The sequence below is a fragment of the Natronobiforma cellulositropha genome (genome assembly GCF_025629245.1).
Taxonomy (GTDB): Archaea; Halobacteriota; Halobacteria; order Halobacteriales; family Natrialbaceae; genus Natronobiforma; species Natronobiforma cellulositropha.
Genome location: NZ_JANZXN010000006.1, coordinates 23,443 through 42,666 on the forward strand (window position 1 = coordinate 23,443; position 19,224 = coordinate 42,666).

Genomic DNA, 19,224 nt, shown 5'->3' on the forward strand with positions numbered 1-19,224 from the left:
CCACCGCTCGCCGGTGTTCGCGCTGACATGCGAGGGAAGGGATTTGAACCCTCGGACCTCTACAGGAGCGGGTCTTAAGCCCACCGCCGTTGGCCTGCTTGGCTACCCTCGCACCAGAACTGTACTTCTCCCTTTCCGCCGCGTTAAAATGGGCGTTTCGATGTGCCCCGTTCGTCGACCGCGAACAAGCGCTAGCGAGTGAGCGGGCCGAGGAACCCCCAACGGGGGTGACGACGGCTTTTGGTGGAGCGTTTGTCAGTGACGCGAGCGTGGCGCTCAGGGGGCTTCCGGCGAGAAGAACTGCTCGAGCGCGCTACCAGTCGACGCTCAGGGTGCCGTCGCCGTGGGGGTCGGGGGCGAGTTCCTCGTCAGTGCGGCGGTCGACGACGTGGATACAGCCGTCGCCTTTCTTCGCGGGGCAGACCTCGGCGGCGCGGATGTTCTCCTCGAGTTCGTCCTCGCCGATGAAGTACGAGCGGGCGCGCGCGAGACCGGTCTGGAGGTCCATCTCCCAGTTGTCGGCGACCTCGGCGCACTTGCCCGCGCCGAAGCACTTGTTGGCCTCGAAGATGATCTTGTAGGGTTTCTCGGCGACGGGTGGGCCGTCGCTCGAGCCGACCTCGCTCGGTCGTGGTGGGTCGTCACTCATGGTCGTGTGTTCGTGCGGACCGACTTTCGGGTTGCGGTTGGTGCGAACCGTGCGGTCGCGCTCGAGGTGGGTTGGTGGTCGGTGGCGAACGGTGCTGGTGGTGATGGTGGTTGTGGCCACCGACCGAGAGAGTAGTTGGTGTGTGGATGTGTGTTGCGAGATCGGTAACCGACGGCGCGTGTTCGTGCCGTCGAGCGATCAGCGACCCCAACGCGGCGATCGGATGTGACGATCTGTCGTAGACCACACGTGGTGTAGGACCGTTGTCCCCGCGGACTGCGCACGACGGTGTGACGTGCGGTCGCGTGTGTGGTGGCAAGCGGGACTCGCCTCGCAGCGAACTGTCGCCAGCGGAGTCGACCCCCATCGACTCCGCCGGACCCCGCCCCGACCCGCGTCAGGCAATAGCACCTACGAGCCGATAATACATTAATATTTCCATACCAGCCAGATAAACTACACCGATATCGAAGGTAAAGAATTGTGGCGCGTGCAGAATCGTTCGTGGCCGCAACACCGCACCACGAGCGGGCGATTACTCGTCGCGTTCGACGGAGACCGACTCGAGGACGATGTCCTCGACGGGGCGGTCTTTCGCGCCGGTCTCGGTCGAACCGATCGATCGGACGACGTCCATGCCGTCGGTGACCTCCCCGAAGACGGAGTGACGGCCGTCGAGACCGGTCGTGGCGTCGAGGGTGATGAAAAACTGCGAGCCGTTGGTGTTCGGCCCGGCGTTCGCCATCGAGAGGATACCGGCGCTGTCGTGGGAGAGGTCGTCGTGGAACTCGTCGTCGAACTGGTAGCCCGGACCGCCGCGGCCGGTGCCGGTCGGGTCCCCACCCTGGATCATGAAGCCGTCGATGACGCGGTGAAAGAGGACGTCGTCGTAGAGCGGCCGGTCGGTGACGCGCTCGCCGCTCTCGGGATCGGTCCACTCACGCTCGCCCGTCGCGAGACCGATGAAGTTCGCGACCGTGCGGGGGGCGCGTTCTTCGAAGAGTTCGACCTCGATGTCACCTTCACTCGTGTGCAAGGTTGCAGTTGGGTTTCCCATACGCTCGCCGACGAGGGGACGGGTGAAAACCGTGGTGGTCTCGAGCGGAGGGGGACGGCCACCCCGTAGGTACATACCGGCGGCCGTAGAATCCCCGGGCGATGACTCCCGGAACGTACACGGCGACGGATCTGGTGCTCGCGACGTTGCCCTCCGGCGTCGAGGTTCGGACGACGGTCCACACCTACGACGGGGCGGGTGACGGACCGACGCTCTACGTGCAGGCGGCCCAACACGGCCGGGAGATCAACGGCTCGGAGGTCCTCCGACGGGTCCACGAGCGCCTTTCGCTGCGAAAACTCGCGGGGACACTCGTCGCCGTCCCCGTGGCGAACCCGCTGACGTTCGACCACGTCTCCTACACCGCACCCGACACGCTCGACAGCGTCAACCCGAACATGAACCGCGTCTGGCCGGGCGACGAGAGCGGCAGCCTCCACCAGCGCATGGCCGCCCGCCTCTGGGACTACATCGCCCGCGCGGACGCCGTCGTCGACCTCCACACCGGAAGCCCCGACATGCTCACCCACGTCGTCTACCTCGAGGGCGACGCCGACTCGCGAGCGCTCGCCGAGGCGTTCGCCACCGAGTTGGTGCTCTCAGAGCAGGCCGACGAGGACGCCCCGGAGCAGTGGTTCGACCGGGGGTTCGACGGAAAGCTTCGCGTCGTCGCCGTCAGACACGGCATTCCGGCGATCACGCCCGAACTCGCACACAGCAGACACCTGGTCGAGGACGCCATCGACCGCGGCGTCGAGGGACTGTTCTCCGTCATGCGCCACCTCGGGATGCTCGAGGGACCGGCGCTCGAGCGCGAGCAGACCCACGCGCGAAACCACCTCGGGCAGGTGACCGCGAGCGCCCCGGGACTGTTTCGCGCGCGACCCGGACTCGAGTTGGGCCAGTACGTCCCCGAGGGAACGAACCTCGGGACGGTGACCCATCCAGCGACCTACGAACGCCTCCAGGAGGTGGCCAGCGACCGCGACGGCATTCTCTACACGCTCACGAGGGAGGCGACGGTGAACGCGGGCGACCAGCTCGCGAGCGTCGCCATCGTCCGAGAGTGACTAGAACGCGCGCAGACCCTCGAGCACCGCCGCGGCGCTGTCGTTGGCCGATCGACTGGGACAACGCTTAATCAGTCATGGAACATCTCAGCGAGTATGGCCGCGATAGAGATTTCCGACGAGGTCTACGAGGCCCTTCAGCTCCCCGAAGACGAGCGTGAAGAGGTGATGCGCGAGGAGTTGGCAATCTCGTTGTACGCGCGCGACGTCCTCTCGTTCGGAAAGGCGAGAGAACTCACCGCGTGTTCCCACGAGCGATTCAGCGCGCTCCTCGGTTCCCGCGGAGTCGAGCGACACTACACCGACGAGGAGCTAACCGACGACCTCGAGTATGCCCTCGAGTGAACGGCACCGCCCGGTGGTCGTCTCGGATACCTCACCCATTCTCAATCTCGCACTGGTTGACCGTCTCGGCCTCCTCACAGCGCAGTTCGACTCACTGATCGTACCAGAGACAGTTCGCAAGGAACTACTGGCGGGCGAAGCGGCCGTCGAACGCCTCGAATCGTTCCTCGAACGTGAGTTCGTCACGTTGACATCCTCCCCGCGCTGAAGCGCGAGGATTCCCCCGTGGGGCGTCGGGCGGTCCGACGCGACCCCGAAGGCAACTTCCTCCCCGACGGGAGTACCGGGTTCGTGAGCACCACGTCGGGGCGGTGGGCGCGTGACGACGCCAGTCCGTTGCGGACTCCCCCGCTTGTGGCTCCGCATACGCCCGGTCGCCCGACCGCAACAGGGGCGACCGTCCGAACGCATACGTCCGGCTCCGTCCTTTCGACGGAGCCGGCACGGGTCGTGCCATCGACCGAACTCCACCGAACCGCTTCGGCAGAGTGGGCAACCGCGAACGGGGCGGGGTTTGGGGTGCCGTCGCCCCCTCGTTTGCGCGGGCGTTGCCGTCCGTCTCCAGTGACGGGTAGGGGTACTGCGAGGACGACGAACGAGCCTGAACCACGTACTCCCCGGCGGGTTTGCCGCCGGCGGGCGTGGAATCGTCCGTATCGGCGGGAAGCGGCCCCGAATCTTCCGATTGATACTTTACGCGATTGGCTTGGTATACGATACGACGCCGGCCGTAGTGTAGCGGGCCGTACGGCGCGTATCCCCGCCCTGAAGGGCGAGCTTTGCGCCTGTTTTCATGTAATCAAGGCCGCCCGTTCGGGTATAGTCGAGATCGAGACCGCACTCGACGACCTCCGAGACGCCGGGTTCTGGATCGGTGACGACCTCACACAGAGAGCGATCGAAGCCGTCGAAGCGTCCGACCGCGACTGACACTCAGAACGCGCGCAGCTCCTCGAGCACCGCCGCCCCGGTGCCGTCTGCGATCACGTCTCGAGCGCGCTCGAGTCCCTCCTCGAGCGTCTCGGCGTCACGGCGCGCGTAGATTCTGACGGCGGCGTTGAGTGCGATGGCGTCGGCGAAGTGGTCGGTTCGCTCGCCGGAGAGGACGGCTTCGGTGATCGCCGCGGAGTCGGCTTCGACGGCGTCGACGGCGAGGTCCTCGCTCTCGAAGTCCATGCCGTAGTTCGCGGTTTCGATCTCGTAGTCCTCGAAGCTGTCTGCGTCTTCGGCGTCCGGGTCGTCACCGCTCGCCCGTTCCCACTCGGCGACCTTGGTGTAGCCGGGGCGGATGTCGTCGTAGCCCTCCATGCCCTGGAACATGATGACGCGCGAGAACTCGAGGTGGGCGCTCTCGGCGACGAGGTCGGTCGTCTTCTTCGCGAAGGCGAGGTGGTAGAACGAGCCGAGGTGGACGCTCGCGCCGGCGGGGTTCGCGAGCGTCTCGATGGTGTTGACGAACGTGCGCACGCCCATCTGGTCGCGGCGGTCGTAGAGCGCGTCGATGCCGGAGTTGAAGTTGGGCTGGTAGTAGAAGCCGAAGCCGGTCTCGTCGACCATCTCGGCGCTCTCGGCTGGCTCGAGGTCGGTCCGGACGCCGAGTTCGTCGAGGACGTGTTTGTACGCACACGCCTTCTGCGTGGGGACGCGGTCGCCGGAGTGGGTGACGACGGGCGTGCCGGCCGCGGCGGCGACGACGCCCGCACCGACGCCCAGCAGCGCGCTCGTGTGTTTGCCGTCGTAGTTCGCCCCGCAGTCGACCGGGTCGCAGTCGGGGGCGGCGACCTCGACCGACTCCTCGCGCATGACGTCGGTGAACGCGGCGAGTTCCTCCGGCGTGTTCTTCTTCCAGCGGTTCGCCAGCCAAAACGCGCCGAGGGTGAGGTCGTCGGGTTCGCCCGCGAGGATCCGCTGGAAGGCCTCTCGAGCCTGCTCGCGGTTCATGTCGTCTGCGGACTTCGGGCCGGAGCCGACGAGTTCCGTCAGCAGGCGCTTCAGCGGCCACTCGCCGAACTCCCGGGTTGGCGTAGACATACGCGACCGTTGGGTGAGCGAACGCAAAAACGTCCCGTTCCCGGCGCGATAGCCGAGTGAACGTGACGGAAATCGACGGCGTTTCTCGACAGAGCCACAACGAACTGCGACGGATCGGCCCTCGAGCGCGTGCCGTCAGTAAGGCGAAAGCGCTACCTTGGGGTCGTCCTTAGCGCCTGCAATGAGCACCCAGTCGGGCGACTGGCGCGCCGGACTCGACGAGATCGACGCCGCCCTGATCGACGGCTACCAGAGCGGGTTTCCGATCGCCGAACGGCCGTTTCGAGCCGTCGGTGAGACGCTCGGCGTCACCGAGAGCGAGGCGCTCGAGCGCGTCCGGACGCTCACCGGCGCGGGTATCTTCCGCCGGTTCGGGGCCGTCCTCAACCCACCGGTGATCGGCTCCTCGACGCTCGCCGCGCTCGAAGCGCCCGCCGACCGGTTCGACGAGATCGCCGCCATCGTCAACGGCTACCGGCAGGTGAACCACAACTACGAGCGCGATCACGAGTGGAACATGTGGTTCGTCGTCACCGCCGGCTCACGGGAGACGCGCGACCGGATCATCGACGAGATCGAGGCGAAAACCGGCTGTGAGGTCCTCGTCTTGCCGATGTTGACCGACTACTACATCGACTTAGAGTTCCCCGTGGTCAACGCCGACCGGTTCGCGCGCGAGTCGGTCACGACCGGTACCGACGCGTCTGCGACGCGGATCAGCGAGGACGCCGCCGGCGACCTCTCGGCGTTCGACGCCGCCATCTTACTCGAGATCCAGGACGGCTTTCCGCTCACCGCGACGCCGTATCTCGACATCGCTGACGCGCTCGAGGCACCGGTCGAGGACGTCCTCGAGTCGATCACGTGCCTGCAGGCGAACGGCTGTATCAAGCGCATCGGCTGTGTGGTCAACCACGTGGTGACGGGCTTCGACGCGAACTGTATGGTGGTCTGGGACGTCCCCGACGGCGAACTCGACCGGCGGGGTGAACGGGCGGGCGGCCTGCCGTACGTCACCCTCTGTTATCACCGGCCGCGCCGCCCCGACCAGGAGTGGCCGTACAACCTGTTCACCATGATCCACGGACGAGACGCCGAGGCGGTCGACCGGAAGATCGACGAACTCGCCGCCGACTACCTGCCGTTTTCCCACGAGCGACTCTACTCGACGGCGACGCTGAAACAGACCGGTGCGCGCTACGAGGACCTCGTCGGCGAGTGAGAGCGGTGACGGACGCGGAGCGAGCGTGGAGAGAACGGTGACGAGCCGAAGACGAGAAGAGACGGCGTTTCAGCTGTCGGCGGCGACGTAGAGCATCGGGCCGATGACGACCAGGCCGACGCCCATCAGCCGGTAGAGCGTCGTCTCGCCGGCCATGTCCGTCGGCGTCAGCATGAAGAGCGTCCCGACGAGGATGACGTTGAGTCCGAGAATCTTCATCGATTTCAGTGGCAGGGCCGCGAGCACCGCCAGCACGAGCGCTCCCAGCAGGACGTGCCCCATGTGGAACGGAAGCATGACGTTGTCGATCGCCTGGAGAGGTACCTCGATCATTCCTGTTCGTTACTCCCAACGATTCGGCCTTTAAGCTTGCGATGCGGGACGCTACGGAGGGTTCGGGTGTGAGACCGCCGTAGCCGTCACCGGACGCTCCCCGGCGTTCGTGCGCGCGACGACTCACTCGAGCGCCGCGGCGAGGGTTTCGATCGGCGTGCGCGCGCGGTGGAAGCGATCGTACGCCTCGAGTTGCGTCCGACACGAGGCGCCGGGAGCGACGACACGCTCGCCGTCGCTGGCGTCGAGCTGGGAGAACAGGATCGAGGCGATGGCGTCGCTCATCGAGGCGTGTTCGGTCTCGTAGCCGAAGCTGCCAGCCATGCCACAGCAGCCGGAGTCGACGGGGTCGACCGCGTAGCCCGCCCGGCGGAGGACGGCGACGGCGTGGTGGTCTCTGGCAAGCGCCTTCTGGTGGCAGTGGCCGTGGTAGGTGAGCGTCTCGCCGTCGGTCACCGCCTCCGCAAAGGAGAGTTCCTCGTCGAGTCCGAACCGGTCGAGGTACTCACAGACGCCGTAGGAGTTCGCCGCGACCCGCTCGGCCTCTGGACTCGAGAGGAGGTCGAGGTAGTCAGACTGGAGCATGACGGCGTCGGAGGGTTCGGGGACGACCACGTCGAGACCGGCGTCGACCAGCGGCGCGAGGACGCGGACGTTCTCTCTGGCGAGCGCCTTCGCGCGCTCGAGGAAGCCCTTCGAGTAGGCCGGACGGCCCGTATCGCCGAGTCCGTCGGGGACGGAGACGGAGACGCCCGCCGCTTCGAGGATGGCCACGGTCGCCCGGCCGGTCTCGGGGTGGCTGTAGTTCGTGTAGGTGTCGGGGTAGACGACCGCCGAGCGCGTCGCGTCGGCGGGGAGGACGAGTCCGTCGCGCGCGTCGAACCAGTCGCGAAACGTCTCGCGGTGAAAGCGGGGCAGCGGTCGGTCGGCCGCGATGCCGACGGTTCGCTCGAGCGCCCAGCGTGCGCCGGGGACCTCGGCGAGGGCGTTCGAGAGCGGGGCGGTGGCGCTGCCCAGCCGCGAGACGGTCTCGGCGTGTGCGAAGAGTTTGTCCCGGAGGGTCGAGCCGTTGCGCCCGTGGTACTCGTGGGTGAGTTCGGCTTTGAGCTTCGCCATGTCGACCTCGCTCGGGCAGTCGATGGCACAGCCCTTACAGCCGATACACAGCCCGAGTACCTCCTCGATGAACTCGTCGGTGAACGCCTCGTCTGGCTCGAGTTGGCCGCTCATCGCCTGGCGGAGCGCGTTCGCCCGGCCGCGCGTGCTCGTGATCTCCTCGCGGCTGGCGCGGAAGGTCGGACACATCACGCCGCCGGTCGTCGACTGCTCGCTGCGACAGCCGCCACAGCCGTGACAGAGTTCGACCATTCCCTGAAAGCCGTTGTCGTTCTCCCACTCGAGGACGGGGTCGAACCCGGCGTCGAAGGTGTAGTCGGGACCGAACCGGAGGTGCTCCCGGAGGTCGACCGTCCGCGCGCGAGCGGGCGTCGCGTCGTCGTCGAGCCCACAGACCTGACCGGGGTTCAACAGCCAGTCGGGGTCGAACGCGCGCTTCAGGTCGCGGAAGGTCTCCCAGACACGCTCGCCGTAGAGTTTCCTGTTCCACTGGGTGCGCGCGCGGCCGTCGCCGTGTTCGCCGGAGACGGAGCCGCCGAGTTCGACCACGAGGTCGGAGACCGCCTCGGAGATCCCGTAGAAGGTCTCGAGTCCGGGTTCGGTCTTCGTACTGACGAGCGGGCGGATGTGGAGCACGCCCGGACCCGCGTGGGCGTAGAAACTGGCGTAGGTGTCGTAGCTCTCGAGAATCTCCTCGAAGCGTTCGACGAACGTCGGTAGCTGGCTCGGGGGGACGGCCGTGTCCTCGATGAAGGCGACGTGTTTCTCGTCGGTCGTCCGCGAGAGCAAGATCGGTAGGCCGGACTTTCGCAGCTTCCAGAGTTCGGCGCGTGCGTCCTCGTCGTAGGCCTCTATCGCCGCGAGCGCGCTCGGATCGGCGTCACTCGTCGGCGCGTCCGCCGGTGGGTCGGCGTCGGGGATCGCCGACGGACAGCGGTCGGCGAGCAAGCCGGCGACCCGCTCGCGCCCCTCGGCGTCGTCTGCGGCGTAGAACTCGACGAGCAAGACGGCGTTCGTCCCGTCGGGGAGCACCTCGGTGACGGGACCGAACTCGGCGGTCGCCCGCGCGAGGTCGATCAACACGTCGTCGAGCGCCTCGACGGCCGCCGGGTCGTGCGCCAGAATCGGCTCCACGTCGGCCATCGCGTCGTGGAGGTCCGCGTAACAACAGAGCGCGACCGCCTTCGTCTCGGGGACGGACTCGAGGGCGACCGTCGCCTCGGTGATGATCGCGAGCGTGCCCTCACTGCCCGCGAGCAGGCGCGCGAGGTTGACCGTCCCCGCCTCGCCCGTCACCTCGCCGCCCGGGAGCGTCTCCCCGCGGGTCTCGGCGACGAGGCGGTCCAGATTGTACCCCGAGACGTTGCGCTTGAGGTCGGGGTAGGCGTCGGCAATCGCGTCGCTCTCCTCCGTGAGAATCCGGGCGACTTCGGCGTAGATCCGCCCCTCGAGATCACCGTCGGGGTCGGCCCGTTCCTCGAGTTCCGTGAGCGTCACCTCGCCGAAGCGGGTGACGGTGCCGTCGGCGAGGACGACCTCACACGCCTCGATGTAGGCGTCGGTCTTGCCGTACTGGAGGGAGTGTGCGCCCGTCGAGTTGTTGCCGATCGCCCCGCCGATGGCGCTCTTATCGCCCCAGGCGGGATCCGGGGCGAACTTCAGCCCGTGGTCTGCGAGCGCCTCGTTGAGCGTGCCGAGGATCGTTCCCGGCTGGACGGTCGCCGAGCGCGCGTCGGGATCGATCTCGAGGATCTCGTGCATGTACCTGGTGAAATCGAGGACGACCGCGCGGCTGACCGACTGGCCCGCGAGGCTCGTGCCGCCGCCGCGCGCGAGCAGCGGAATCTCCCGCGAAGCACAGTACTCGACGACGCCGACGACGTCGCCGGTCGAGCGAGGGAAGACGACGGCGATCGGCGTCACCTCGTAGGCGCTGGCGTCGGTCGCGTACAGCGCCCGCGAGTACGAGTCCGCGCGCACCGGACAGTCGACGACGCGCTCGAGGTCGGAGACGAGCGCCGGGCGGTCGACCGCGTCGCTCGCGTAGTCGTAGTTCGTCCGTCGGTCGGCGGCCGGGTCGCCGCTCGGCTCCGTTGCCATACCTGACACTCGACGAGCAGCGAGTAAAGCGTCCCGGACTCGCCGGTCCGGCGAGGCGGATCTGTGGGTCGAAAACGGGTGTGGAACGTGTCCGGTTGGGTGGGTGCCTGACGATGGTCCCGTCGGTTTCCCACGTGCGCCCCCGGGACCAACCGTCCGTGTAGACGGCAGTACGGAGTTGGCCGTGAACGAGTACAAGCACCACCCCTACATAGAGAGGGTACATCGAGCGGTCTCGGTGGGCGAGCCACCCCTGCCCACTACGTGCCTCGAGCGCATATGGCCGGTATGAGCGACCACCTCGAGCGTGCACACGAGGAGTTGACACGGGCGAGAGACCACGCTGGCTCGGTCGTCCGCAAGCAACTCGCCTCGGTCGAGGAGGGACTCACCGAGGAGGTCGCGGGCGGCCGAACGCAACGCGAGTTCGACCCGAAAGACGACCGCCTCGCCGAACTCGAGTCGAAACTCGACGGTCTCGTCGACGAAGCGGACGAGCCGACACGGGAACACGTCGCCCGCGCCAGAGCCTACGTCCACGAGTTCCGAACGGAGGGGAGGTGAGATGGCGACTCGAGCGCAGCGGTGGCTGACGGAGTCAGACCACCAGCCCGAGCGTGACGAGCACGACGCGACGGTTCCGTCGGGTCTCGTCCGCGGTCTCCAGGCGGGGTTCGTCGCGACGCTCATCATGACGGCGTTTCGTCTGCCGATCATGCGCTCGCTGCCGCCGTCGGCGAACGCCTGGGCGCGCGTCGCGGGCGGTGACCCCGACGACCACCCGGTCGCCGGGCTACTCCTCCACCTCTGGTACGGAACCGCGGCGGGTGCGCTCTTCGGCGTCCTGTTCGCGCTGCTCGAGGCCGAACAGGCGATCGAACCCGAACAGCGCGGGATCCTCTGGGGGTCGGTCTACGGGATGGGGCTCTCGGCGTTCGGCTCACAGGTGATGCTCGACCGATCGCTCGGGGTCAGACTCGACGCGGACGAAATCGCGCTCTTCCACGCCGCCCACCTCGTCTACGGTATCGCCCTCGGCGCGTGGGTCGGATCGCGAACGGAAGGTGTCGACGACCCCGAGACCGAGTACGAGTACGGCGAGGGGAACTGACCGGGCGCCCTCGAGCGAGAATACATCAGCCCGTTTTCGTATTACGGAGCCCGGAGGTTCGTGATAACAACCGGTTTATGCGCGTATCGTCGCCTCTCTGATATGGATCTCGGTCTCGTGGCGCTCGTCGTCGCAATCGGGTTCGTCCACGGCGTGTTGCCGGATCACGGGTGGCCGATCGCCGCGATGTACGCCCTCGGCCGTTCACACCGGTGGCTGGCGGGTGTGACCGCCGGACTCATCCTCGGCGTCGGGCACCTCGTCAGTAGCGTCGCGCTCGTGCTGGCGTACTTCTGGGTCAGCGGCTTCGCCGCCTTCGCCAAGGGACCGTGGCTGCGCTACGTGGCTGGTACCATGCTCATCCTGCTCGGCATACACGAGTACCGACACGGCGGCCACGCCGGGTTAGACGGCCACGACCACACCCACCACACCGACGGCGGCGACGACCACGGAGGCGACGACCACGCACACCACGAGGGACACGGCGACGATCACGGACACGCACACGACCACTCCCACGGTGAACACGTCCACGGCGAGCACACACACGACCACGGAGAGCACACCGACGGTGTGCTCTCGCGACTCCGGGACGCCCTCCCCGGCGGCGGCCACCAGCACCTCGAGGAAGCACACGCCCAGCGTGGGCTCTTCGCCCTGGGGGCGACGGCGCTCTTACTCGGCTTCGCTCACGAAGAACCCATCCAGATCCTCGCCATCTGCGTCGGGACGGCCTACTGTCTCGAGCTGATGCTCGTCTACTCGCTGGCGGTGATCGTCGCCATCCTGCTGCCGACGCTCCTGCTGATCGCGGGCTACGAGCGCCACCGCGAGACCATCGAGCGCTACACGCCCTACCTGCCGACGATCACCGCGGTCGTGCTCGTCGGAATGGGGCTGGCGTTCATCACCGGCGTCTTCTGAGCGGGGCGCACCCGTACGAACCTCCCGGAGTCCGGTCCCCGAATTTATATACCAACACGGGACCAGAGCCGCCATGTCCGAAGAACACACCGGACGACGAACCGTACTCAAGAGCCTTCTCGCCGTCACGCTCGCCGGTCTCACGCTCCCGACTGCCGCGGCGGCGAGGCGAGCGCAGTGTCCGCGCGAACTGCCGCCACACCCGGCGACCGGGGAGACGCTCGAGGCGCTCACGGCCCGTCCCGACACCGTCGTCGCCGTCGTCGACCGGATCGTCGACGGCGCACACGTCGTTCTCCTCCTCGAGGAGCGAGGCGAACTGGTCGACGAACTCGTCGTCCCCGTCGGCTCGTTCCCGCCGGTCGAGGAGGGCGAGGTACTCCTCGTGACGCTCGAGCGTGGCTCGCCGGCGACGGTTCGGCGCCTCGAGAACGAGACCGAGCGCCGACGCCGCGAGAGACGGGAGCGCCTCGAGCGCCTGCGCTCGTAGGCTCAACGGCCCGCGTCGCGGACGACCAGCACCGGCACCGAGGCGTTGTCGACCACCCGCTCGGAGACGCTCCCGAGCGTCGTCAGCTTCTCGCGGGGGCTCTTCCCGCGGGTGCCGATGACGATCAGGTCGACGGCTTCCTCCTCGGCGTAGGTGAGGATCGTCTTCGCGGGGACGCCCCGGCGACGCTCGCCGACCGTCTCGAGACCCGCCTCCGTGGCCGCGTCGACCACCTCCGCGATCGCCCGCTCGGTCTCGGTCTCGAGCGTCGCCTCGAGATCCGCACGCGTGTCTTCGTCGGCGGCGGCCGTGATCCGCGTGTCGACGACCGAGAGCGCGTGGACCGTCGCGTCGTTCGCGCTCGCGATCGGAAGCGCGTGGGCGAGCGTGTCGGCGGTGGCGTCGCTCCCATCGGTGGGGACGAGGACGCGGTCGTACATGGCTCGAGATTCGGAACGGACCGCCATAAGCGCTCTCGCCCCGGCAGTGATCAGTACGGCGAGCGGTCGACCCGTTCGGGTGGCTCGAACGCGGTGGCCAACTCGAGCAACTGGACGAGGATGCGGCCGGTCGCCCCCCAGACGGTGTAGCCGTTGACGTGGAAGTAGTGGATGACGATCTCGCCGTAGTAGGGGTGGTCCCGGCGGTCGTACTCGTAGTTCGTCGGGTCGAGCAGCGCCGCGACCGGGAGGACGACGACTTCCGCGACCTCGCGCTCGTCGGGATCGTAGACCCGGTCCGGCACCCGGGCGACGAAAGGCGTCACCGCGTACTCGGTGACGGTGCGGATGTCGTCGAGTTGGCCGACGATGGTGACCTCCGAGGTCTCGAGTCCGATCTCCTCGTAGGATTCGCGCAGGGCGGTCTCGAGGATCGTTCCGTCCTGGCGTTCGGCGCCGCCGCCAGGAAAGCTCATCTGGCCGGGGTGCTCGCCGAGGTGGTCGGCCCGCTTGGTGAACAGCAGGTGGTGTTCACCCGCCCGTTCGATCACCGGGGCGACCACCGCCGCGTCGTGGGGCTGGTCGGTCACCTCGGTGGGTTCGTACGCCGCGATAGACTCGAGAGTGAGGTGTGCCATAGATCGGATGGTCACTCTGAGGGTCGGTCACACAGCTACTTACAGCTACGCGTTCTCACTCGAGCGCACTCGCGAGTCGCTCGCGCTCGTCTCCGAGGTCGAGCGGGGCCCAGGTCTCGAGGTCGTAGCTCACCTCGAGGAGGTCGCGGAGTCGGTCGGCGTCATCCGTCTCGAGCGCCTCGTCGACTGCGTCACGGAAGGTCGCGGCCGCCGCCTCGCCGAGGGCGGCCCGGTCGAGCGGGCGTGGCTCGAGTGCGAGGATGTGCGGGAGGTCCTCGGCGGCGGGCGGCGTGGACGGAAACGCCGTCGGACCCGCGACGTAGAGGGGCTGGTCTCGGCCCGCGGGTTCGAAGCGGACGAGACCGAATTCGTCGAGTGCAGCCTCGAGAACTGCGTCGAACGCGTCGTCGTCGAGTGACTGGCCGCCCTCACGGAAGGCCGCTTCGGCGAGCGCTCGCTCGAGTTCGGCGCGTGTCAGACCGCCGAAGAGGTCGACCACGCCCGCGAGTTCGTCCACGGTAGCGTCCATGAGGCGGGAGTTGGCAGCGGAGTCAAATGAGTCTTTACGCCGTCACTCGAGCCAGGGCGTCGCCGCGTCGCGGACGGCCGCAGGTGTAAACGGGGCGTCGGTCCAGGGTGGGAGCCGCCGGTCGAGACCGGGTGGGGAGATGGCGTCGGCGTAGCGCGTTAGCTGGCCGCGTTCGTCCGCGGGGTCGTACGCGAGTCCGTTGAAGCGGGCGTCGGCGGCGTACTGGTCGATCAGGGTGGAGCCGACCTCGAGGTAGCGCTCCCGCAGGCGCGAATAGGCCGGGGCGACGCCGTGGTCGTCGAGGACGCGAAACAGCGCGGCGGCGACCTGGTGGCTCATGCCCTCGAGTCCGGCGTCGCCGTCGACCGCGCGGTGGTCGTGTTCGTGCCGGCCGAGGTCGACCTGGGCGGTGCCGGCGAAGCCGGCGTGGGCGAAGGCGTCACCGAGGGTGCCGATCTCGAGACCCCAGGCACGCTGGGCGCGGAGTCGACGGGCGAGTGCGGCCGTCGTCGCGAACTCGCCGGCCAGCGCGTAGCGAAACGAACCGAGGTAGGAGAGGACGGGTGCGTCGTGGTCGGTCTCGAGTACACGGACGAGCGGTTCGTACAGCAGTCGGCAGAGTCGCCCGTAGAGACGGCCGTCCTCGACGCGGGCGTAGTAGCCCTTCGAGAAGTCGTATCCCATCGTCAGCGGCGCGAGCAGTCGCTCGACGTGGGCGCGGTCGTAGCTGCTGGCGTCTGCGTCGTGGACGACGACGTACTCGCCCACCTCGGCGGCGGGCCCGAGCGCGAGCCAGACGTCTCGTCCCTTCCCGAAGCCGTTGGCCAGGCCGGTCTCGGTGAGCAGGTCCGTGACGGATGGCGCGGTACACCAGAGGACCGACAGCGAGAGCGAGAACGACTCGAGCCACTCGCGGACGGCGTCGATGCGCTCGGGCGAGGCGCGGACGGGGACGAAGACGTGAGCGGGGGCGAGCGTCTCGAGCGTCGAGAGGACGCGCGTGGCGGCTGGGCTGGCGTGTTCGCGCTCGGTCATCGGGACGACGACGGCCGTCCGCTCGAGCGTCTGCGAACCGACGAGACCGCGTGGTGGCGGGTCGTCGGTGAGGCGGTGGAGCGTCGCGATCCGCTCCTGGGTGTACTCCATTACCTGAGGCTTCGAGCGGAAGGTGAAAACGGCGACGACTCCGGCCAAGTGCGGTCGTTAGCCGTTCGCGCCGGCGGGGAGGCGGCCGGCCGCGTAGAGGACCGCTGAGACGACGACCGATGCGAGCAACGCGAGGACGAACAGACGAAAGAGTTCGTCGAAGGCGACGCCGAGGTCGACGAGACCGCCGACGAGGAACGGGCCGACGGCGTGTAAGGGCATCATGGTGGCGCTGAAGACGGCGTAGGCGCTGCCGCGGTGTTCGTCGGGCAACGAGGCGAGGACGTAGGTGTCGGAGACGGGAAAGAGGCTGTGGATGACGTAGCCGATGATGGCGCTCATCAGGAGGACGCCGAGGGCGGAGTCGACGACCGTCAGCGCGTAGAGACAGACGGCGAAACTCGCGGTGATCGCGAGCAACAGCGGGACGAACGGGAGGTGGTCGGCGAGGCGGCCGGTGAGCCAGAACGCTGGCAGGCCCGTCGCGAAGACGACCGTCAGCATCGAGAGGGAGAAGCCCTCGGAGAGACCTTTCGTCTCGACGAGGTAGGTGGCGTAGAGGTTGAACAGGCCGTTCCAGACGAGACCGATGAGACCGACGAGCGCGACCGCCGTGAGGATCAGCCGCCAGTTCGCGAGGAAGGCGACCCGCAGGCGGCGGTCGGCGTGGCCCGCGTCGGGGAGGTCCGTCCGCTTCGCGAGGACGTAGAAGAGCGCCGTCGAGGCGGCCGCCGCGAGCGCGATCGCGATGAAGATGACCCGCCAGGCGGCGATGGGCCAGTAGGTGATCGCGAAGGCGACGCCGACGACCGCGGGCGCGCCGACCGCCGCTAGCTGGGCGGCGACGCCGTGGATGCCGATCACCCGGCCGACGCGGTCGGGAAAGAGTTCGCTCACGAGCGGGTTCGCCGCGACGAAGTAGATGCCGCTCGAGAGACCCATCAGGAACGCCCCCACGTAGAGGACGCGAAGCGAGGTCGCGCTCGCAGCGAACGCCGCAGAGCCAGCCATCACGAGACCGCTCCAGCCGACGACGGTGTGGCGAGGATACTTCGTCAGCAGGTAGCCCGTCGGCAGCCTGGGTGTCGTGCTCCCGATCCAGGCGAGCGTCGCGAGCAAGCCGACGGCGGCCGTACTGGCGTCGAAGATGCCGCGAAACGGCTCGAGCAGCGGCGCGTAGATGAGCCGGCCGAGGTTGACGAGGATGACGAGCGTACACAGTGAGCCGAACAGTTTCGTCCGGCCGCCGACGCCCGTCGCCTCCGTACTCATGGCTCTCCCTCTCGAGGACGGACACACAAGGCTTTCGAATCGAAATACCGGTCGGTGAGCGGTGGCACCATCGACCCCGGTCTTTTTCTCCTCTACCTTCGTACGGGGCGAACATGAAATCAGTCCGGAAAGCCTTGCGGGACGGAGAACTCTCGAAGGACACCTACGAGCGGGTGACCTGCGCCGAGTGTGACAAAGCGTTGAAAACGCGAAACGACCCGGACACGATCACGACGATCCGGATCTGTCCCGACTGTGGCAAAGAGTGGAAAGAACTGCGCTAGCTCTCCTCTGATACGGACTGTGGTACCGTACCGTCAGACGGCCACGGTCTCTGTCCGGCCGCTCACCGGGTGACGAATCAGCACGGACCGTCCCACCTCCCCGTGGACTCGAGTCACTCGAAGACGGCGTCGAACGCCTGCGCGCCGAGCGGGTCGTGCGTACACGCCTCGAGGTTCGCTGTCACGTGTTCGGCGTTCGCCATCCCGACGAGCGAGGCGGTGACACCGGGGGCCGAGCGGGCGAAGGTGATCGCGCGCTGGGTCGGCGTCTCACCCTCGAGTCTGGCGGCGACGGGACCGGGAATCGCGCCGTCTTCGGTGAGTTCACCCTGGGCGATGCTCGCGCTGGTGAAGACGTTCAGCCCCGCGTTGGCGGCGAACCAGAGCGCACAGGTCGGCCCGTCGGGCGTCTCGTGGGCGTCGACGGTGAACGCGTCGGCCATGACGACGTTGAACGGCACCTGGATCGCCCGGAAGTGTGTCCCGGCGGTCCCGGCCTCGCGGGATGCCGACCGAGCGCGCTCGACGACCGCCGGGAGCGAGAGGTAGGAGGGGTGCTCCGGCGGAACGCGGAACGCCTCCCAGGTCGCCACGCCGTAGTGACCGATGTCGCCCGCCGCCGCCCGCTCCTCGAGGAGGACGAACGCCGCCTCGAGCGCGTCGTAGACCTCCTCGCGCGAGTGCTCGCGAAGCTGTGTCTCCGGATTGTGGACGTAGTAGAGGTCGGGCGTCGTCCCCAGGTTCTCGAGCGAGCGCTCGAGCTGGTCGGCGAGGAAGTCGGGCGCGAGCGAGTGGCTGCCCGCGACGAGGTCCTCGCGGTCGACGATGCCGGAGTCGACGTACTCGCGCGCGACGTACCGGCCGGGGTTCGACGGCCGGTCGCCGTCGAACGGGACGAACCCACCTTTCGTCGAGACGAAGACGGCGTCACGCTCGACGTCGCTCTCGCGAAGCGCCTGCCCGACGACGCGCTCGCTGCGCTGACAGCGGTAGTTGATCGCCGTATCGAGGACGTTACAGCCCGACTCGAGCGCCGTCGTGATCGCCTCGAGGTAGCGCTCGTCGACGGCGTCGGTCGGCGCACCGAGGTAGGTGCCGAGACCGAGACTCGAAACGAGTCCGTCGCCGTAGCGGCGAAAGTACGTCCGGCCGAAGCGCCCGTGGTGGGCGTCGCGATAGTCCCAGGTCGCAGGTCCGGTTGCCATAGCGGGCGTAGGCGCTCGAGGGTGAAATACGGGGGGATACGCCTAGCGCTCGCCTGCCAGCGCTGCGAAGAGGAGGTCTTCGAACTCGGCTTTGCTGATGCCGTTGGAGGGACCGATGCCGCGCATGTGGTCGACCGAGAGCTGTCCGCCGCCCATCCGGGCGTGGCCGCCCGCGGTCGCCATCGGGATGTCGCTGACGACGTGGCGGAGGGTCTCGCCCATGTGGACCCGGTCGTCGCGCGAACGCCCCGAGAGGTGGATGGTGCCGTCGTGTTCGCCGAAGACGACGACGGCAGTCACCCCCTCCAGGTGCATGAGTTCGTCTGCGGCCTGTGGAATCGCGTCGACGTTACCGATCTCTCCGACGTCACAGACGGCGAACGGTCCCTCGACGCGCTTGTCGGTGATCGCGTCGGCTTTGACGTGTAACACGTCGTCGCTCACCTGCGGGTTGGCGATCCGGTCGAGGAGATCCTCGTCGATGGCAGCGAAGAGGTAGGCGCTCGCGTCGAACTCGGCACTCGAGCAGCCTTTCGTGAGGCGGTTCGTGTCCGACTGGATGCCGTAGACGAGTCCGGTCGCGAGTTCGGGCGTCACGAGCACGTCGACGTCGTCACCGACGTCGGCGTCGGTGTGCAGGTGCGCGCCGAGTTCCTCGAGGTACTCGACGAAGATCGTCGACGCCGCGCCGTAGTCGGCTCTGACGTCGGTGAACTCGGTTCCGGTGCCGTTGCCGGGGTGGTGGTCGACGACCGCGATCGGTTCGATCAGCTGTGAGCCGGTGAACCCTCGCGGCGAGTTGTGATCGACCAGGACGACCGCGTCAGCGGCCAGATCACCCGAGGACTCGATCGGGTCGGGATCGAACTCGAGGACGGTTCGGAACGCCCGGTTCTCCTGGTGGCGGATCTCACCGGCGTACTGGATGGTGACGTCGGTGTCGGCCGAGTCGGCGATCACTTTCGTCGCCATCGCACACGCCATCGCGTCCGGGTCCGGGTTCGGGTGCATCAACACCGTCACCTCGTCGTGGCCGGCGAGCACGCGCCGAAAGCGAACGCCGGGTGGGCGACGCAGCCAGCGGACGAGCCACCAGCCACCGACGGCGAGTGCGAGTGCGCCCAGAACACCGAGCGAGACCACGAGCGGATCGGTCGTTCCGATCGTCTCGGTGGTCTCTTCGACGAGTGACGCCACCGCACCCGTTGGCGCTGGCGACGGCGCGGCCGAAACGCTCATACACCCCTCTCCAAGTCGAC

The 19,224-nt window shown here is 67.8% G+C and carries 21 protein-coding genes and 1 tRNA gene; 9 read left to right on the plus strand and 13 right to left on the minus strand.

Annotated features, from left to right (window positions below):
• Positions 1–28: 28 nt before the first annotated feature.
• The 3 genes from N0B15_RS02845 to N0B15_RS02855 all read right to left on the minus strand — a co-directional run bounded on the left by N0B15_RS02845 (position 29) and on the right by N0B15_RS02855 (position 1,706).
• A tRNA-Leu gene (locus N0B15_RS02845) sits at positions 29–112 on the minus strand.
• Positions 113–313: 201 nt separating this feature from the next.
• Entirely contained in the window at positions 314–649 is a 336-nt protein-coding gene (locus N0B15_RS02850) for a ferredoxin (RefSeq protein WP_263017883.1), read from the minus strand.
• A gap of 535 nt (positions 650–1,184) precedes the next feature.
• Positions 1,185–1,706, minus strand: a complete 522-nt coding sequence (locus N0B15_RS02855) for a peptidylprolyl isomerase (RefSeq protein ID WP_263017884.1) — start codon at positions 1,704–1,706, stop codon at positions 1,185–1,187.
• Positions 1,707–1,807: 101 nt separating this feature from the next.
• On the opposite strand from N0B15_RS02855, the gene N0B15_RS02860 reads away from it, so the two are divergent.
• The 3 genes from N0B15_RS02860 (at position 1,808) to N0B15_RS02870 (ending at position 3,329) form a co-directional block, all read left to right on the plus strand.
• Entirely contained in the window at positions 1,808–2,776 is a 969-nt protein-coding gene (locus N0B15_RS02860) for a succinylglutamate desuccinylase/aspartoacylase family protein (RefSeq protein ID WP_263017885.1), read from the plus strand.
• Positions 2,777–2,872: 96 nt separating this feature from the next.
• The gene (locus N0B15_RS02865; RefSeq protein WP_263017887.1) at positions 2,873–3,121 is read left to right on the plus strand and encodes a UPF0175 family protein; all 249 of its coding nucleotides are present in this window, start codon (positions 2,873–2,875) and stop codon (positions 3,119–3,121) included.
• Positions 3,122–3,134: 13 nt separating this feature from the next.
• The gene (locus N0B15_RS02870; RefSeq protein WP_263017888.1) at positions 3,135–3,329 is read left to right on the plus strand and encodes a PIN domain-containing protein; all 195 of its coding nucleotides are present in this window, start codon (positions 3,135–3,137) and stop codon (positions 3,327–3,329) included.
• 725 nt (positions 3,330–4,054) lie between these two features.
• Here the strand turns inward: N0B15_RS02870 and N0B15_RS02875 are convergent.
• Positions 4,055–5,152 (minus strand): anthranilate phosphoribosyltransferase, encoded by a 1,098-nt coding sequence (locus N0B15_RS02875; RefSeq protein ID WP_263017889.1) that lies wholly within the window; start codon positions 5,150–5,152, stop codon positions 4,055–4,057.
• 181 nt (positions 5,153–5,333) lie between these two features.
• Here N0B15_RS02875 and ahbB point away from each other — a divergent pair, with 181 nt between their 5' ends.
• The gene (gene ahbB, locus N0B15_RS02880) at positions 5,334–6,374 is read left to right on the plus strand and encodes a siroheme decarboxylase subunit beta (protein WP_263017891.1); all 1,041 of its coding nucleotides are present in this window, start codon (positions 5,334–5,336) and stop codon (positions 6,372–6,374) included.
• Positions 6,375–6,443: 69 nt separating this feature from the next.
• Here ahbB and N0B15_RS02885 read toward each other — a convergent pair whose 3' ends face one another.
• Both N0B15_RS02885 and N0B15_RS02890 read right to left on the minus strand, forming a co-directional pair.
• Positions 6,444–6,707 (minus strand): DUF8006 family protein, encoded by a 264-nt coding sequence (locus tag N0B15_RS02885; RefSeq protein ID WP_263017892.1) that lies wholly within the window; start codon positions 6,705–6,707, stop codon positions 6,444–6,446.
• A gap of 123 nt (positions 6,708–6,830) precedes the next feature.
• A complete protein-coding gene (locus tag N0B15_RS02890) occupies positions 6,831–9,923 on the minus strand; it encodes an FAD-binding and (Fe-S)-binding domain-containing protein (RefSeq protein ID WP_263017894.1) in 3,093 nt (1,030 codons plus the stop codon).
• A gap of 288 nt (positions 9,924–10,211) precedes the next feature.
• Between N0B15_RS02890 and N0B15_RS02895 the strand changes: the two genes are divergently transcribed.
• From N0B15_RS02895 to N0B15_RS02910, 4 genes are all read left to right on the plus strand, one after another.
• Positions 10,212–10,487 carry a DUF7553 family protein gene (locus N0B15_RS02895; protein WP_263017897.1) on the plus strand — a complete coding sequence of 92 codons (276 nt, stop codon included), beginning with the start codon at positions 10,212–10,214 and terminating at the stop codon, positions 10,485–10,487.
• A 1-nt stretch (position 10,488) separates the two neighbouring features.
• Entirely contained in the window at positions 10,489–11,034 is a 546-nt protein-coding gene (locus tag N0B15_RS02900) for a DUF6789 family protein (protein ID WP_263017898.1), read from the plus strand.
• A gap of 102 nt (positions 11,035–11,136) precedes the next feature.
• Positions 11,137–11,961, plus strand: a complete 825-nt coding sequence (locus N0B15_RS02905; protein WP_263017899.1) for a DUF2796 domain-containing protein — start codon at positions 11,137–11,139, stop codon at positions 11,959–11,961.
• A gap of 73 nt (positions 11,962–12,034) precedes the next feature.
• Entirely contained in the window at positions 12,035–12,451 is a 417-nt protein-coding gene (locus N0B15_RS02910; protein ID WP_263017900.1) for a DUF3006 family protein, read from the plus strand.
• A 2-nt stretch (positions 12,452–12,453) separates the two neighbouring features.
• Here N0B15_RS02910 and N0B15_RS02915 read toward each other — a convergent pair whose 3' ends face one another.
• The 5 genes from N0B15_RS02915 to N0B15_RS02935 are packed head-to-tail and all read right to left on the minus strand — an operon-like array spanning position 12,454 to position 16,476.
• The gene (locus N0B15_RS02915) at positions 12,454–12,891 is read right to left on the minus strand and encodes a universal stress protein (RefSeq protein ID WP_263017901.1); all 438 of its coding nucleotides are present in this window, start codon (positions 12,889–12,891) and stop codon (positions 12,454–12,456) included.
• Positions 12,892–12,941: 50 nt separating this feature from the next.
• The gene (locus tag N0B15_RS02920) at positions 12,942–13,529 is read right to left on the minus strand and encodes an NUDIX hydrolase (protein WP_263017902.1); all 588 of its coding nucleotides are present in this window, start codon (positions 13,527–13,529) and stop codon (positions 12,942–12,944) included.
• Positions 13,530–13,584: 55 nt separating this feature from the next.
• Positions 13,585–14,058 (minus strand): DUF7109 family protein, encoded by a 474-nt coding sequence (locus tag N0B15_RS02925; protein WP_263017903.1) that lies wholly within the window; start codon positions 14,056–14,058, stop codon positions 13,585–13,587.
• 42 nt (positions 14,059–14,100) lie between these two features.
• Entirely contained in the window at positions 14,101–15,204 is a 1,104-nt protein-coding gene (locus N0B15_RS02930; RefSeq protein WP_263017904.1) for a glycosyltransferase family protein, read from the minus strand.
• Between the two features lie 57 nt (positions 15,205–15,261).
• Complete coding sequence (locus N0B15_RS02935; RefSeq protein WP_263017906.1) at positions 15,262–16,476, minus strand: MFS transporter; 1,215 nt, start codon at positions 16,474–16,476, stop codon at positions 15,262–15,264.
• 113 nt (positions 16,477–16,589) lie between these two features.
• On the opposite strand from N0B15_RS02935, the gene N0B15_RS02940 reads away from it, so the two are divergent.
• Complete coding sequence (locus N0B15_RS02940) at positions 16,590–16,760, plus strand: HVO_0758 family zinc finger protein (protein ID WP_263017908.1); 171 nt, start codon at positions 16,590–16,592, stop codon at positions 16,758–16,760.
• A 113-nt stretch (positions 16,761–16,873) separates the two neighbouring features.
• Here N0B15_RS02940 and N0B15_RS02945 read toward each other — a convergent pair whose 3' ends face one another.
• The gene (locus N0B15_RS02945) at positions 16,874–17,965 is read right to left on the minus strand and encodes an aldo/keto reductase (RefSeq protein ID WP_263017909.1); all 1,092 of its coding nucleotides are present in this window, start codon (positions 17,963–17,965) and stop codon (positions 16,874–16,876) included.
• Between the two features lie 42 nt (positions 17,966–18,007).
• On the minus strand, positions 18,008–19,204 hold the full coding sequence (locus N0B15_RS02950; protein WP_263017910.1) for a DHH family phosphoesterase: 1,197 nt from the start codon (positions 19,202–19,204) through the stop codon (positions 18,008–18,010).
• Between the last annotated feature and the right edge of the window lie 20 nt (positions 19,205–19,224).